13 protein-coding genes are annotated in these 15,663 nt (G+C 70.5%); 6 read left to right on the top strand and 7 right to left on the bottom strand.

Features of this window, described 5'->3' with window-relative positions:
• Window positions 1–134: 134 nt before the first annotated feature.
• The 5 genes from BLT19_RS03960 to BLT19_RS03940 all read right to left on the bottom strand — a co-directional run bounded on the left by BLT19_RS03960 (window position 135) and on the right by BLT19_RS03940 (window position 6,046).
• On the bottom strand, window positions 135–2,471 hold the full coding sequence (locus BLT19_RS03960) for an arylsulfatase (RefSeq protein ID WP_091486733.1): 2,337 nt from the start codon (window positions 2,469–2,471) through the stop codon (window positions 135–137).
• Window positions 2,472–2,562: 91 nt separating this feature from the next.
• The gene (locus BLT19_RS03955; RefSeq protein ID WP_091486728.1) at window positions 2,563–3,507 is read right to left on the bottom strand and encodes a J domain-containing protein; all 945 of its coding nucleotides are present in this window, start codon (window positions 3,505–3,507) and stop codon (window positions 2,563–2,565) included.
• Window positions 3,508–3,574: 67 nt separating this feature from the next.
• Entirely contained in the window at window positions 3,575–4,120 is a 546-nt protein-coding gene (locus BLT19_RS03950) for a hypothetical protein (RefSeq protein WP_091486724.1), read from the bottom strand.
• Window positions 4,117–4,971 (bottom strand): LssY C-terminal domain-containing protein, encoded by an 855-nt coding sequence (locus BLT19_RS03945; RefSeq protein ID WP_091486719.1) that lies wholly within the window; start codon window positions 4,969–4,971, stop codon window positions 4,117–4,119. Before BLT19_RS03945 ends, BLT19_RS03950 begins: the two co-directional genes overlap by 4 nt.
• Before the next feature lie 4 nt (window positions 4,972–4,975).
• Window positions 4,976–6,046 carry an enoyl-CoA hydratase/isomerase family protein gene (locus tag BLT19_RS03940; protein ID WP_091486714.1) on the bottom strand — a complete coding sequence of 357 codons (1,071 nt, stop codon included), beginning with the start codon at window positions 6,044–6,046 and terminating at the stop codon, window positions 4,976–4,978.
• A gap of 186 nt (window positions 6,047–6,232) precedes the next feature.
• Here BLT19_RS03940 and BLT19_RS03935 point away from each other — a divergent pair, with 186 nt between their 5' ends.
• Together BLT19_RS03935 and BLT19_RS03930 are read left to right on the top strand one after the other, a co-directional pair.
• On the top strand, window positions 6,233–7,915 hold the full coding sequence (locus BLT19_RS03935; protein WP_091486710.1) for an ABC transporter ATP-binding protein: 1,683 nt from the start codon (window positions 6,233–6,235) through the stop codon (window positions 7,913–7,915).
• The gene (locus tag BLT19_RS03930) at window positions 7,912–8,733 is read left to right on the top strand and encodes an ABC transporter permease (RefSeq protein ID WP_091486705.1); all 822 of its coding nucleotides are present in this window, start codon (window positions 7,912–7,914) and stop codon (window positions 8,731–8,733) included. The genes BLT19_RS03935 and BLT19_RS03930 overlap by 4 nt, the downstream gene beginning before the upstream one ends.
• A 60-nt stretch (window positions 8,734–8,793) precedes the next feature.
• Here the strand turns inward: BLT19_RS03930 and BLT19_RS03925 are convergent, their stop codons facing one another.
• A complete protein-coding gene (locus BLT19_RS03925; protein ID WP_091486702.1) occupies window positions 8,794–9,210 on the bottom strand; it encodes a hypothetical protein in 417 nt (138 codons plus the stop codon).
• Window positions 9,211–9,313: 103 nt separating this feature from the next.
• On the opposite strand from BLT19_RS03925, the gene cofG reads away from it, so the two are divergent.
• The 4 genes from cofG to cofC are packed head-to-tail and all read left to right on the top strand — an operon-like array spanning window position 9,314 to window position 14,926.
• A complete protein-coding gene (gene cofG / locus BLT19_RS03920; RefSeq protein WP_231917783.1) occupies window positions 9,314–11,752 on the top strand; it encodes a 7,8-didemethyl-8-hydroxy-5-deazariboflavin synthase CofG in 2,439 nt (812 codons plus the stop codon).
• A complete protein-coding gene (locus BLT19_RS03915) occupies window positions 11,749–13,239 on the top strand; it encodes a flavin-containing monooxygenase (protein WP_091486699.1) in 1,491 nt (496 codons plus the stop codon). Before cofG ends, BLT19_RS03915 begins: the two co-directional genes overlap by 4 nt.
• Entirely contained in the window at window positions 13,236–14,255 is a 1,020-nt protein-coding gene (gene fgd / locus BLT19_RS03910) for a glucose-6-phosphate dehydrogenase (coenzyme-F420) (protein WP_091486695.1), read from the top strand. The genes BLT19_RS03915 and fgd overlap by 4 nt, the downstream gene beginning before the upstream one ends.
• On the top strand, window positions 14,252–14,926 hold the full coding sequence (cofC, locus tag BLT19_RS03905) for a 2-phospho-L-lactate guanylyltransferase (RefSeq protein ID WP_091486690.1): 675 nt from the start codon (window positions 14,252–14,254) through the stop codon (window positions 14,924–14,926). Before fgd ends, cofC begins: the two co-directional genes overlap by 4 nt.
• On the opposite strand, the gene BLT19_RS03900 is transcribed toward cofC, so the two are convergent.
• Window positions 14,908–15,651: a sulfite exporter TauE/SafE family protein gene (locus tag BLT19_RS03900; RefSeq protein WP_091486686.1), complete on the bottom strand. Its 744-nt coding sequence runs from the start codon at window positions 15,649–15,651 to the stop codon at window positions 14,908–14,910. The genes cofC and BLT19_RS03900 overlap by 19 nt on opposite strands.
• Between the last annotated feature and the right edge of the window lie 12 nt (window positions 15,652–15,663).

The following is a 15,663-nucleotide window of genomic DNA, read 5'->3' as shown; positions in this document are numbered from 1 at the left end:
TCGACGATCCAGGGTGCCACGAACCGCGGACACGGGACGACCTCAATGTCCGCCCGTCCGCTCAGGGCGAAACCCCGCGATGCGGTGCCACACCCCGGCGATGGTCCGGTCGCGGAGCGAGCATCTCCTCGACCTCAGTCGCGGGACATCGCGGCGGCGAGGTGGGCCTCGAGGTCGACGTAGGCGTCATCACTGACGTCGAAGACGACGCGCTCGATCTCGCCACCCTTCCAGTCGAAGCCGTACTCGTACAGCGAGGACACGGGGTCGGCGCTGTCGCGTCCGATCGTGAGGCCCTCGCCGCAGAGCGAGAAGTGTCCGAGCACCGTCCTGATCTCCTGCTGCGCGATCAGCTGGTCGTCGATGTAGAGCTTGAGCGGTCCGATAGCCTCGCGGTATTCGCCCATCCGCTCCTTCGTGAACTCGACGCCGATGATGTGCTTGCCCGGCAACGGGAGCGCGGCCTGGATGTGATCCTCCGGTGGGATGCCGAGGAAGTTGTACGCGTAGGTCACCGTGCCGTCCTTGACGAACAGCGAATGGCCGCCGAATCGCGAGCCATGCGCGAAGATCACGCCCTCCGAGTCCGCAACCAGGTCGACCTCCGCGGCGATCTTGTACGAGACGCCGTGCACGTTCGCTGCGGACCGCTCGGGCACGTCTGTCGTACCCGGGTAGTAGATGAACTGCCCGCTGGGAGGCGCCGGCTGGTGGAATTCCATCGCCACGAAGGTCTCGAAGTCTTTCGCGTTGCCGATGATCTGCAGGTCGTTGAGCGGCAGGACGTCGTTCGCCTTGGCCTCCTCGAGCCACAGGGCTTTGAGCTCTTCGAGCTTCTCCGGATGCTCTCCGGCCAGGTCGTGCGCCTCCGCGCGGTCGAGGTCGGTGTGGAAGAGCTGCCACGTGTCGTCCTCGAAGCCGCTCATCCCGGCCATCGGCCCGTGCACCGTGACCGCCTTCCAGCCCTCATGCCAGATTCCGCGACTGCCGAGCATCTCGTAGTACTGCGTCTTCTTGGTGGTGGGTCCCTCCGCCGCGAACGAGTAGTTCATGGGGACGCCCGCGAGCGGCGTCTGCTCGACGCCGGCGTACGTGTCCGGCATCTCGACGCCGCACGCCTCCAGGATCGTGGGCACGATGTCGGTCGAGTGGTGGTACTGCGAGCGCACCTCTCCCCTCGCCTGGAAACCGGCGGGCCAATGGATCACCAGCGGGTCGCAGACGCCGCCCTGGTACGAGTACCGCTTGAACATGCGGTACGGCGTCGAGAATGCCATCGCCCACCCGGTCGGGTAGTGGTTGTACGTGTCGGGGCTGCCGAGCTTGTCGACCATGGTGAGGTTCTCGGCCTCGTCATCGGGATAGCCGCCGAAGATCTTCCCCTCGTTGACCGATCCGTTGGGGCTACCCTCACCGGACGCGCCGTTGTCGGCGCAGTACAGGATCAGCGTGTTCTCCAGCTGGCCCGACTCCTCGAGGTAGTCCACGATCCGGCCGACCTGCGCGTCGGTGTACTCCGAGAAGCCGGCGAACACCTCCGCCATGCGGCAGAACATGGCCTTCTCGTCCTCGTTGAGCTCGGCCCAGGGACGCACCTCGTCGGTCTGCGTGAATGTGCCGTCGGGCATCGGGTTGACCTCGGTGAGGTCGGTCTCGGGCGGCAGGATGCCGCGCTCGATCATGCGCGGCAGCACCCACTCGCGGTATGCCTCGTAGCCGTCGTCGAACATGCCCTTGTACTTGGCGATGTACTCCTCCGGCGCGTGATGGGGAGCGTGGTTGGCTCCGGGGCAGAACCACAGGTACCAGGGCTTGTCCGGCTCGGTCTGCTTCACGTCGCGGATCATCTTCAGCGCCTGATCGGCGAGATCCTTCGACAGGTGGTAGCCGTCTTCGGGCAGGTAGGGCTGGTCGATGTAGTGGTTGTCTTCTGCCAGCGACGGGTACCAGTTGTTCGTCTCGCCGCCGATGAAGCCGTAGAAGCGGTCGTAGCCCTGCGCGAGCGGCCAGTTCTTCTTCGAGGCGCCCGCGGTCCACTCGTCGATGGGCACGTTGTGGTTCTTGCCGACCCAGAACGTCGCCCACCCGGCATCCCGCAGCACGTTCGCCATCGTCGCGTTGCTGGGCGGGATGTGGGAGTTGTAACCGGGGAACCCGGTCGAGGACTCCGAGATCGTCGCGAACCCGTTCTGATGGTGGTTGCGCCCGGTCAGGAAGGTGGAGCGGGTCGGCGAGCACAGTGCTGTGGTGTGCCACTGGCTGTATGTCAGTCCGCCGGCGGCGAGACGGTCCATGGTCGGCATGTTGATGCGTCCGCCGTAGGGCGACCACGCCGCGGTGCCGGTGTCGTCGTAGAGGACGACCAGGACGTTCGGGGAGCCCGCCGGGGGCTTGGTGGGAAGGAACGCGTCCCAGTCGGCGACCGAGTCGCGGACGTCGAGCTCGATCTTTCCCTGGAATTCTCGTGGCACGGTGCGGCCTTTCGATCGTGGGGATCGCGGGCTGCCGCCCACCCGTCCAACGTATCGAGCGCCGTGTGCGTTCGGAAGATCGAATGCGGGGTCAGACGAAGCGAACGGCGCGCTGCAGACGCGTCCGGACGTCGAAGATCTCGTTGCCGCCGATCGATCTTGCACCGGGCACGCCCTGGCGCAGCACGTTGGCGAGGGCACCGCGGGCGACCAGCACGACCGGCACGCCGCGCACCTTGCCCAGGGGCGTCACCGCCTGCACGAGGTCGTCGTCCGGCAGCACCACGATCGCCCCGCCGAACCGCACACCGGCGGAGCGGGCGACCACCCGGGTGCGGGCGAGCAGGTCGGCGACCGGGGTGCCGTCCACGCCGTCGCCGGTGATCTCACCGCGGCGCACACCCACCGGGCCGCCGAAGTCCTCCGACAGCACGGCGTACAGCCCGGACGGGCTGAGCACGATGTGATCCACCTTGTCGTCGCCGCCACCGCCGCGGACCGGCGCGGCGACGTCGTGCCACACCGTGTATCCCATGCCGAGGTCCGACACCACCCGGGCGGTGGCCTCCTCGGCGAGCGCGTCCGCGAGCATCCGTCGCAATTCCCTCGGGGCCGTGCGCACCAGCGCCGGATCGTACGGGTCGTCGACCGTGACGCCCCGTCCCACCCACTCGCGAATGAGGTCGAGGTACCGCTCGCGGCGCCAGCCGCCGGGCTGGCCGTAGGACCGGGCCTTGGGGCGCGTGTCCGCCGGCCGGGCCGGCGCACGCCACCCCGCCGAGCCCGTCGACGGGCCGAACTCGGGTGCGGCCGCCTCGCCGAACCCGTGCCCACGGTCGTAGGCGGCGCGCGCCTCGGGGGTCCCCACCAGCTCCCACGCCCGCTGCACCTGCACGAACTGGACCGCGTCACCCCCGGTGTCCGGATGCGTCTGGCGCAGTCGCAGCCGGTAGGCCTTGCGCAGCGTCTCGTCGTCGGTCGCCGGATCGACCTCGAGCACCTCGTATGCCGATGCGGACAGCGGGCTGTCGAACACGCTCGCCTCCCTGACGACGCCGACCGTGGAACGCGGCGGATTTCAGGCTAAACCAACGGCACCGGGCTCAGCGCCGTTCCTTCCGCCGCGCGTACGCGGCCGCGCTGCGGCTGGACAGCGCCAGCAGGATCAGGATGTCCAGGCTCAGCGAGAGGTATGTGCTGTCGAGGGTGATCTCCTGCCCCTGCACCCACCACGCCGTGAACGACGTCGAGATCGAGAAGACCGAGATGATCATGACGATGACCCGCGACCAGTTGTGGCCGCGCAGGGTGAACACGGCCAGCAGCAGGTCGGCGAGGAGCACGATCGCACCGATGATCAGCACGACGACCAGCGTGAACCGGCGGATCTCCGGCGTAAGCTGCGAGCCGTCGGCGCCGAGTTCGAGATCGAGCGCCAGCGAGTCCCAGCCCGAGGCCAGGGCGACCAGGACCAGGATGCCGGCCAGCACGCGCAGCAGGATCAGCACGGCTCCTGCCACCGTCGTGATCGGGCGCGCCATGTCGGGGTCGTATCCGGTCGGGCGCAGCAGTCGGGCAGCCGGCTCGTACGCCGGGCGCTTGACGGGCATCGGGGCGGACGGGATCGGTGGCGTCTCCGGTGCGCTCATCGCTCCGCCTCCCCGGCGATCGCGGTCGCCGCGCCGACGGAGACTCCGCTCACATCGATGATCGGCAGGTCGCCGTCCGTGCGGATCGAGTCCCCTCCGCCGTTTCTGGCGTGGTAGCCGGTGGAGAAGTCGGCGATCACGCCCACCCGAACATGCGGATCACCCGCGGTGAGCGTGGAGACGATGTGGTCGCGCTCGACGTCGGTGTCGGCGTCGATCTTGTGGGTGACCTGCAGCGTGAACAGCGACAGCCCGACGCGCGTGTCGAAGGTGCCGGCGGCCACCCAGTCCACGCGGGTGCCACCGGGCAGCATCCACTCGTCCGGGCATTTCCAGAACCGCACGTGGTGGCGCTGCGCGGGGTTGCCGCTCACCTCCTGCTGGTAGGCGAAGTCCTGCTGCTTGCCGAACAGAAAGAGGGGGCTGACGGGCGCGTCGTCGTAGCTGCGGCGGGTCAGCGTCGAGGTGATGATCCGCCACGACGATGCGAGGGTGACCGGATCCGCCTTCGTCCAGCCGGCACTGCGCAGCGCCTGCTCGATCTGATCGCCGCTGCCGCGCAGGGCGAGGTTCACGGGGTCGCCCAGCAGTCCGTCGCTCGTGCGCGCCCGGCCGATGAAGTAGTCGGGCACGTAGATCGTGGTGAGGATCCGATGCAGACGCGGCAGCACCAGGTACGCGAGCAGGACCCAGAACGCGACGGCGAACAGGATGCCCCACCAGCCGACCCGGAACGACTCGGTGAAGCTCAGGTAGGCGAGCCAGATCGCGGACAGACCGGCGAAGACGAAGAAGAACCAGTCGATCACGATGCCGATCGAATAGCGCCGCTCCCGCGATCGTTCGCTCATGACCTCACGTCCAGAGGGGGACCGGCGGAACGTATGCGAGGGCGGACGCCGCGGCATCCCCACCGACATCGGCGAGCGCCGCCGGCTGCCAGCGCGGCGACCGGTCCTTGTCGACGAGCTGTGCGCGGATGCCCTCCGGCAGGTCGGGCTGGGTCGTGGCGAACCACAGCACCAGACCGTATTCCTGGGCCAGGGCGCTGCGCAGGTCGGGCAGCCCGCGAGCCCGGCGGACGGCCTCGAGAGTCACGGTCAGTGCGGTCGGCGACAGCTCGCCCAGGACGTCGGCGGTGGCGGATGCCTCGGGCTCGCCGCGCCCACGCAGCCGTTCGACGATCTCGGCGACAGTCTCGGCGGCGAACGCGTCGTCGATCCATTCGCGGGCGGCGGCCGCACGCGACGGCGGCGGCGTCTCGTCGAACAGCAGCACGAGCTCGGTCGGTGTCGCCGGGTCGGCGCGCGTCACCAGCGCATCGCGCAGGTCGTCGAGGCGGTCGGATGGCACGAGATGGTCGGCGAGTCCGGCGTAGATCGCATCACCGGCATCCATCGATGCACCCGTCAGAGCGAAGTACTCGCCCAGCCGGCCGGGGGCGTGCGCGAGCAGCCACGTGCCGCCCACGTCTGGGGTGAAGCCGATCCTCGTCTCGGGCATCGCCAGGGCGGAGCGCTCGGTCACGACGCGGACAGCCGCGTGCCCGGCGAGGCCGATCCCGCCGCCCATCGTGATGCCGTCGGCGAAGACGACGAACTGCGCGGGGTACTCGGCGATCCTGGCGTTGAGCGCGTACTCGGCGCGGAAGAACTCGCCGGTGGCCTCGGCATCGCCGGCGCGGATCTGCTCGTAGAGCCCACGCACGTCGCCGCCGGCGCACAGTCCGCGCTCCCCCGCACCGTCGAGCAGGACGATGTCGATGTCGGGGTCGTTCTCCCAGGCGTCCAGCGCGGCGGAGAGTTCGAGGATCATGCCCAGGTCGAGGGCGTTCAGCGCCCGGGGACGATTGAGGGTGAGGCGGCCCAGACCGCCCTCGGTGCGCACCAGCACGCGCGATTCCGTCGGTTCGGGCGCTGCGTTCACGGTCGCAACGTTACCGGCCGGTCTCGGCGCCGCGCACCGTCCCACTTGACCCAATCGGCCCACTCCCGTCCGCGGGAAGGGGCCGATCGGGTCAAGTGGCGGTGCCTCGGGATGACGGGAATCCTGCGCCGCGGAGACGTTTCCGCCAAGATTGGGGGAACACACCGCAACGACGAGAGGTTCGGCATGCCCGAAGGACAGGTGCTGGAGTTCTCCGGTGTCACCAAGCGATTCGGCGCGGTGACCGCAGTCTCGGGGCTGACAGCACGGGTCGAACCCGGGCGGGTGACCGGCTTCCTCGGGCCGAACGGCGCGGGCAAGACGACCACGCTTCGGATCCTCCTCGGGCTCGTCCGCGCGACTGAGGGCTCTGCCACGATCGGCGGCGAGCGCTACGCCTCGCTTCGCCACCCGCTGCAGACCGTCGGCGCCGTGCTCGAGGCATCCAGCTTCCATCCCGGCCGCACCGCGGCGAACCACCTCAAGGTCTACGCGCAGGCGGCGTCGCTGCCGATCTCGCGTGTCGATGAGGTGCTCGGCCTCGTGGGCCTCGCCGATGTCGGCGGACGCAAGGTGGGCGGCTTCTCGCTCGGCATGCGCCAGCGGCTGGGCCTCGCGTACGCGCTGCTCGGCGATCCGGGCGTGCTGGTCCTGGACGAACCGGCGAACGGGCTGGACCCCGAGGGCATCAAGTGGATGCGGGTGTTCCTGCGCGACCTCGCCCGTCAGGGACGCACGGTGCTGGTCTCTTCGCACATGCTCTCCGAGGTGCAGCAGACCGTCGATTCGCTCGTCATCGTCTCGGCCGGCCGCCTGGTCTATCAGGGCGGGCTCGAGGATCTGGCAGACCCCTCCGAATACGTCACCGTCGTCGACTCCCCCGACCGGGCGGCGCTCAGCGCGGCGCTGACCGCATCCGACGTCTCGTTCGAGCTGCTGCGTTCCGGTCTCACGGTGCGGGGGCTCGATCCGGTCGAGGTCGGTGCGATCGCTGCATCCGCCGGGCTCGCCCTCTCCGCCCTGCAGCGTCGCGGGCCGGCGCTGGAGGAAGTGTTCCTCGAGCTGATCAGCGGAGCCCGCGTGCACGCGACGGCGGGCGGCGCGGCGCCCGGTGCGGCTGGTGCGCTCGCGCCAGTCGCGGATGGTGCGCCGGTGGCGGATGCTGCCGCGATCGGTGCGGCAGGTGCTGCCGACGTCTCGGAAGCCTCCGCGCCTCCCGAGGTCGATGACGCGGAATCGGCGGCCGTCGCCGCAGAACTGGATGCCGCAGCCGGCCAGCCTCCGGGCGCCGCCGTCGCGACGCTCGTGGCGGCCGACCAGTCGGAGTACGTCCGCGAGTCGGCAGCGCCGTCCACGGCCGGCTTCGCCGTCGCGAGCACCGGCGTGATCGACATCGTCCCGGCAGCGGCAGCGGCAGCGGCTGCTGCGTCGGCAGCGGCTGCTGCGTCCGCACCGGGGTCGACCCCCGCGGCTGCCGACGACGACCCGGGCCCGGAACCGGGTCCAGCCCTGGACGGCGATCTCGACCTCGACGGCGACCCCGATGTCGAAGCGCTCGGCGAGATCGACGCGGAACTGTCCGACGCCGGCGACGCGTCCTCCGACGAGCCCGACTCGTCGGCGCAGCCGCAGGGATCGGACGACCGGCCGTGGGAGCAGTACGTGCGGACCGAGGCCGACGACGAAGCCGACGCGTTCTTCGCCGCGTTCGCGGACGACGATGACGATGAAGACGTCGATCTCGACGAGTCCGCGCCCGCGGGCGGCGACCAGGCGGCGGCGCCGGACGACGCCGACCACCCCGATGTGCTCGAGCAGCCCGACGAGCCCGACCAGCACGCCGATGAGCGGGGAGGTGAGCAGCGATGAGCCTCTCCGCCGCCGGCCGTTCCGAGGTCACGAAGCAGTTCTCCACCTCGATGTGGTGGATCCTCGCGATCGTCCTCGTCGCCTACGTCGGCTTCACTGCGACGGTGCTCGCGTTCGTGTTCTCCGCCGCGGCGTCCGGATCGCTCGGCGATCAGGCGCCGCCGCTTCCCGCCGAGGGGCTCTCGGCCACGCTGTACAGCTCGGCGACGTCGGTGGGGTACGTCTTCCCCCTGCTCATCGGCACGTTGATGGTGACCAGCGAATTCCGCCACAAGACGCTCACCCCGACGTTCCTGGCCACTCCGCGGCGGGGGATCGTGCTGTCGGCGAAGATCCTCGTCGGCATCGGGATGGGGGTGCTGTTCGGCGTGATCGGCATCCTCGCCTCCGTCGTGCCGTCAGCGGCGCTCCTGGTCGGCTACGGCCTGGAGACCGATTTCGGCTCGAGCGACACGTGGGCTTTGTTCGGCCGGATGCTGCTGGCCTTCGTCCTCTGGGTGATCATCGGTATCGGGGTCGGTGCGCTGGTGCGCAACCAGGTCGGCGCGATCGTGGGCGTCCTCGTGTTCACGCAGTTCCTCGAGCCGGTCGGCCGCGCGGCCGCGGCGTTCGTCGAGGGGCTCTCGAATGCGACGCGTTTCCTTCCGGGCGCCGCCAGCGACGCGCTGGTCGGGGCGAGCCTGTTCAATGCCCCCGCAGTGAGCGGGAGCGGTGCGGATCCGCTCGCGTGGTGGGCGGGCGGACTCGTCCTGCTGGCCTACGGCGTCGTGCTCGTGCTGCTCGGGCGCCTCACGAGCTGGCGCCGCGACGTCAGCTAGCTGACACGCACCGGACACCGGACGTCAGCGAGCTGACACGCATCGGACACCGGAGGTCAGCTAGTCCTGAACCGGGATCGTCCCCGTCGCGAGGTCCACGACGTCGGCCGGCGCCTCATCGCTGTCCACGTCCAGGCGGAGGGCCGTCACGAGGTCGAGCCCGTGACGCGTCGTCAGCACGATGCGCTCGTACTCGGGATGCCCGTCCAGATCGATCACGACGCTCGGCCGGTGACGGCGCACGATCGCGAAGTCGTTGGCGCCAGCCGATTTCCAGGTGCCCATCGCGAGGACTCCGCGGATGTGGGTGCCGGGGCTGGGAACTCCGCGCAGCCAGGTCCATGCGTCTTCGGTGAGCTGCACCTTGGCGATGGTCGATCGCTCGACGACCACATTCCCCTTATGGAATGCGAAGGCCCGTTCGGCGCCGGTCAGCACGATCTCGAGCTGAGTCGAGTCGAGCAGCAGGGTCACCATCCCTCCAGTCTGCCAGCGGCGGCGGGTCGGAAACGGGCGTTTTGCTTACGGACCGGCAACGATCCCGCGGCCGGTTCGCCGCGGGCGGTGCAAGACTGGGACGGTGACCCTGCTCGATCCGACGCGTTCCGCCGCGGATGCCGCGGTCGTCCGCATCGACGACGCGCTGAACCGTGCGGCCTCCGGCGAGCGCCTGGACGCGGATGATGCGGAAGCACTGCTCAGTGCTGAGGGGGAGTCCTTCCAGCGGATGCTCCGGCTCGCCGCCGCCGCGCGCGACGCCGGGCTCGCGGCATCCGGTCGCCCCGGCATCATCACCTACTCGCGCAAGGTGTTCATCCCGCTGACGACCCTCTGCCGCGACCGCTGCCACTACTGCATCTTCGTCGACACCCCCGCGCAGCTGCTGAAGATGCACAAGCCGACGTACATGTCGGCCGAGCAGGTGCTGACGGTCGCACGTCAGGGCGCCGCGATGGGCTGCAAAGAGGCCCTCCTCACGCTCGGCGACCGCCCGGAGGACCGCTGGCCCGAAGCGCGTGCATGGCTCGATGAGCACGGCTACACCTCGACCCTGGACTACGTGGGCGCGATGGCTCGCCTGATCACCGCCGAGACCGGCCTGCTCGCCCACCTGAATCCCGGCGTGATGGCCCTCGACGAGCTGCAGACGCTGCGACCGACGGCCCCGTCGATGGGGATGATGCTCGAGACCACGTCGCGGCGGCTGTACGAGGAGCCGGGGCAGGTGCATTTCGGCTCGCCGGACAAGGACCCAGACCTCCGCCTCGCGGTGATCGAGGACGCCGGTCGTGCGCGCGTCCCCTTCACCACCGGCATCCTGGTCGGCATCGGCGAGACGCTGCGCGATCGCGCCGACTCCCTCATCGCCCTGCGCGAGGCGCACGAGCGGCACGGTCACGTGCAGGAGGTCATCGTGCAGAACTTCCGCGCGAAGCCCCGCACGGCGATGCAGAGCGTTCCGGATGCCTCGGTGCTCGAGTACGTCGCGGCGGTCGCGGTCGCGCGGCTCGTTCTCGGCCCGAGCATGCGGATCCAGGTCCCGCCGAACCTGTCAGACCCGGCCGAGTTCGATCTGCTCGTTCGCGCCGGCGCCGACGACTGGGGCGGCGTCTCACCGCTCACGGCTGATCATGTGAATCCCGAGCGCCCGTGGCCGCACCTGGACGAGCTGGCCGAGCGCACCGCCGCTCTCGGCTTCACGCTGCGCGAGCGCCTCACCGCTCAGCCGGAGTTCATCCTCGACCGCGACGAGTGGATCGATCCCGCACTGCACGCCGCGGTCGCCGTGCTCGCGGACGGGACCTCTGGGCTGGCGGATCCCGCCGGCTCGGCCCGTTCCGCCTCGGTCGCCGACGCTCGCCCGCACGGTGACAGATCGTCGAGCGGGCGCAGCGAGACCGCACGCGGCGTGCAGCACCTCGCCGAGCGAGCCGCCGCCGACCCGCTGACCCTCGACGACGCCGAATGGGTCGCGCTGCTGCACGCCACCGGCGACGATCTGGACGCCCTCGCCTCGACCGCGGATGCACTCCGCCGCTACACCGTCGGCGAGGCCGTCAGCCTCGTCGTCAACCGCAACCTCACATCATCGGGGTACCGCAGCGTCCCGTCGGGAGAACCCGGCACGTTCACGCTCGACGATGCGGCCGCCGTAGCGAGGGATGCCTGGGACCTCGGGGCGACGGAGATCTGCGTGCAGGGCCGGCTTCCGGCATCCGAGGATCCGGCCGCCTACCTCGCCATCGCTCGTGCGATCAAGACGGCGACCCCCTCGATGCACCTGCACGCGTATCGCCCGCAGGACGTCTGGGATCTGGCCGAGCGCGGCGGACTCGGCCTTGGGGGCGCCCTCGAGGCCATGCGTGCGGCCGGCATCGATACGGTGCCCGGAACGGGCGTCAAGGTCCTCAGCGAGCGCGTCCGCTCGCTGGTCGCGCCCGACGACCTCGAGATCGACCGATGGGAGACCGGCATCACCGCCGCCCATGCCGCGGGCTTCCGCTCGACGTCCGTGCTGTTCTACGGGCATGTGGAGACCGCCGCCGAGCGCGTCGCCCATCTGCGCCGCCTCCGCGAGCTGCAGAGCGCCTCGAGAGGCGCACTCCCCGGCGGCGGGTTCACGGAGTTCGTCCCGATCCCCCTGCCCGGGCCCTCCGGCGGCGTTCCGCTCGTCGCGGGCCGCGCGCCGATCGACGAGCATCGGGCGATGGTCGCCGTCTCGCGACTTCTGCTGTCCGGGAGCATCCCGCACATCCAGATCCCGTGGACGCGAGTCGGGCGCAGCGACGCCGCTGTGCTGCTCCAGTCCGGCGGCGATGACCTGGGCGGCACCCTCCTCGACGGCCGAGTGCTGCCGGAGGCCGGAATCGAGTACGGACAGGAACTGCCGGCGGAGGATGCCGCGCGCATCGCCGCGCGCCTGTTCCGGCCGTTCCGACTCCGCACCACGGATTACCGCGAACCGCCCGCTCGGCGGGACGGGATGACCGCGGTGCGTTCGACGGGCACGCCCGTATGACGCGCGTGGAGATCGCGATCGTCGGCGCCGGCTTCGCCGGACTCGGCATGGCGATGGCGCTGCGACGAGCAGGTCGAGACGATTTCGTCGTCCTCGAGCGCGCGGACTCCGTCGGCGGCACCTGGCGCGACAACACCTACCCCGGCGTCGCGTGCGACGTGCCGTCGCACCTGTACGGGTTCGCCGCGTACCCGAACCCGAACTGGTCGGGGACCTTCGCTCGCGGCGAGGAGATCCGCGACTACCTCGAAGACGTGGCCCGGCGCGAGCAGCTCGGCGACCGGCTGCGACTGCAGACGCCGCTGATCTCGGCCGACTGGGACGCCGAGGAGTCGGCGTGGCGCATCCGCACCGGCGGCGCCGGCGGGGCGGACGTGATCCTCGCGGACGCGCTCGTCCTGGCCTGCGGTCGCCTCACCGAGCCCGAGATCCCAGACATCGCCGGACTCGAGACCTTCCCCGGCCCGCTGTTCCACTCCGCCCGCTGGGATCACGACGCCGACCTCACAGGACTGCGCGTCGCCGTGGTCGGCACCGGCGCCAGCGCCGTCCAGCTGGTGCCCGAGCTGGCCGCGCTCGCCGCACAGGTCACGCTCTTCCAGCGGACGCCTGCCTGGATCGTCCCGCGCGACGCGCACGCGTTCACGCCCGATGACCGGCGCCGGTTCGCCGAGCACCCGGACGAGCTCGCGCGCCTGCGCGCCGAGCTCTTGGACGAGGGCGAGGCGCGCTTCGCCTCCCGGTCGGGCGATGCCGCAGCATCCGCCGCCGCCCGCACCATCGCGCTCGACCACCTCCGCGCGCAGGTCCCGGATCCGGCCCTGCGCGCCGTGCTCACTCCGGACTACGCCTTCGGGTGCAAGCGCGTGCTGCTCTCCGACGAGTTCTACCCCGCGCTCTCGGGTGAGCGGGTGAGGCTGGTCGCCTCGGCACTGGCATCGGTGGACGGGAACACCCTCATCGCCGCGGACGGGACCGTGCACGAGGTCGATGCGGTCGTCCTGGCGACCGGGTTCGCCTCGACCCGCCAGCCGTACGCGCAACTCGTTCGCGGCGAGGACGGGCAGAGCCTCGACGAGCACTGGTCGAACGGCATGACCTCGTTCGGCTCCACCGTCGTCGCGGGATTCCCGAACCTCTTCGTCCTCAACGGCCCGAACGCCTCGCTCGGACACAACTCCTCGGTCCTCATGATCGAGGAGCAGGCCGACTACGTCGTGGAGAGCCTGAGCCGGCGCCACGCGCGCGGAGTGCTGCGGGTCTCGCCGGAGGCCGAGCGCGCCTACACCGCCGAGATCGCCGCGGCTGCCGAGCACACGCCGTGGCTGACCGGCGGATGCCGCAACTGGTACGTCGACGAGCGCTCAGGGCGCCTCACCCTGCTGTGGCCGGGAACAGTCGACGCCTTCCGCCGCCGACTCTCCCGCGCCGACGGATCCGAATTCCTCCCGGCCGCCGCCGAGGACGCACGAACAGGAGCAGCATGACCATTCCGCTGAGATTCGGCTACAAAGCCTCCGCCGAGCAGTTCGGTCCGCGGGAGCTGGCCGACTTCGCCGTGCTCGCCGAGGAGATGGGGTTCGATTCGGTCTTCGTCTCGGACCACCTCCAGCCGTGGATGCACGACGGCGGCCACGCTCCTGCGGCCGTGCCGTGGCTCGGCGCGGTCGGCGCGCGCACCTCGCGGGTGCTCCTGGGGACCTCGGTGCTCACTCCGACCTTCCGCTACCACCCCGGCGTGGTCGCGCAGATGTTCGCGACGCTGGGCGTGCTGTACCCGGGCCGCATCATCCTGGGCCTCGGCACCGGCGAGGCGCTCAACGAAGTGACGCTCGGGCTCGAGTGGCCCGACCCGCCGGAGCGCTTCCAGCGCCTGAAGGAGGCGATCACCCTCATCGAGAAGCTCTGGGACGACGAGCGGGTCACGTTCGAGGGCACGTACTACTCGACGAAGGACGCGACGATCTACGATCGCCCATCGGAGGACGAGAAGGTGCCGATCTACATCGGCGCCTCCGGTCCGGCCGCGACCCGGCTGGCCGGCCGCATCGCGGACGGCTACATCACCACCTCCGGCAAGGCGGCGGAGCTGTACACCGACACCCTGCTGCCCGCCCTCCGCGAGGGCCTCGAGAAGGCCGGGCGCGCCGATGACGCGATCGACACGCTCATCGAGGTCAAGGTGTCGTACCACCCCGACCACGACACGGCGATGGAGAAGACCCGCTTCTGGGCGCCGCTGGCCCTCAGCCCCGAGGAGAAGCGCGACATCCACGATCCGCTGGAGATGCAGCGCCGTGCGGCCGAGCTGCCGATCGAGCGCGCGGCATCCCGCTTCATCGTCTCCACCGACCCCGAGGAGCACGTCGAGAAGATCGCCGAGTACGTCGATCTCGGCTTCCGGCACCTGGTGTTCCACGATCCGGGACACGATCAGGAGGAGTTCCTGCGCATGTACGGCGCCGAGATCCTGCCGAGGCTCCGCGCGCGGTTCGCGGAGTGACCGACGGCGCTCCGGCCGGGCGCGACCGCTGGGCCGTGATCATTCCGGTCAAGCCGACGGCGCTGGGCAAGTCGCGGCTGGCCGTCGCGGGCATCGAGCGCGTCAGCCTCGCCCGCGCGATCGCGCTGGATACCATCGAGGCCGCAGCCGACTGCGACGCGGTGGGGCAGGTCTTCGTGGTGACCGAGGACGCCGCCCTGATCACCCTCGCCTTCGACATCCCCGGCCTGCGCTTCGTGCCCGAGGGCGATGCGCGCGGCATCGACGCGGCCGTCGCGACGGGCGCGGAGGCGGCCGGAGAGCGGATGCCGCGCGCCGCGCTGCTCGGCGACCTCCCCGCCCTGCGGCCTCAGGATCTGTCGGCTGCGCTGTCGACCGCCTCCGCGCTGGCGCGCACGGTGGTCGCCGACGCCGAGGGAACCGGGACCACGCTGGTGACGGCCGGTGCCGGTATGGCGCTGCGGACCTCCTTCGGCGACGGCTCGTTCGCGCGTCACCTCGATCTCGGCTGCGTTGCGCTGAACGTGGCGCCGGACTCGAGTCTGCGTCGCGACGTGGACACCGCCGACCAGCTGCACTCGGCCGCCGGACTCGGTGTCGGGCGGCGCACGCGTGCGGTGCTCGCCGGTGCCGCGAGCGAGTCGCGTTCCGTTCAGAACAGCAGCAGGTAGAGCGCGCCGATCACGGTGAAGACGATGACGAGGCGCTCGAACAGGCGCTGATCGAGGCGATCCGCCAGCCACCGACCGGACAACGCGCCGATGACCACCGCGGGCACCAGCACGAGGTCGATGAGCAGACCCGGCACGGTGATCAGGCCGAGGCCGACCGAGAACGGGACCTTCGAGAGGTTCACCAGCGCGAAGAACCACGCCGCCGTCCCCAGGAACTCCTTGACCGAGAACCGAGCCGCCAGGAAGTACATCGACATCACCGGGCCGGCCGCGTTGGCCACCATCGTGGTGAATCCCCCGAGCGTCCCGTACGTCGCCGCGGCGATCCGGTGCGAGCCGCTCCCGGCGACGGTGGCGACCATCCTGCGCCGGATGAGGGTGACCACGATGACGGCGAGCAGGATCACACCGATGACCTTGCGCACCCACGCGTCATCGGCGAGCGCGAGGAAGACCACGCCGAGACCGAGCCCGACGACGACGGCCGGGGCCAGCCGCAGGAGCGCACGCCAGTTCGTGTCGCGCCGGTAGGCGACGACGGCGAACACGTCGGCGACGATCAGGAGGAGCAGCAGCGTGCCGGTGGACTGCTTCGCCGGCAGCACGGCCGCGAAGATCGCGACCGAAAGTGTTCCGGCACCGGGCAGCGCGGTCTTGGAGAGTCCGGTGATGAGCGCGGCGACGGCCAGGAGCGCCCACGCGAGCGCCGTCAGCTCCACCACGTCGGAGCCGGC

This window comes from Microbacterium pygmaeum (assembly GCF_900100885.1).
Lineage (GTDB): Bacteria > Actinomycetota > Actinomycetes > Actinomycetales > Microbacteriaceae > Microbacterium > Microbacterium pygmaeum.
This window is presented reverse-complemented; position numbering and strand designations above follow the sequence as displayed.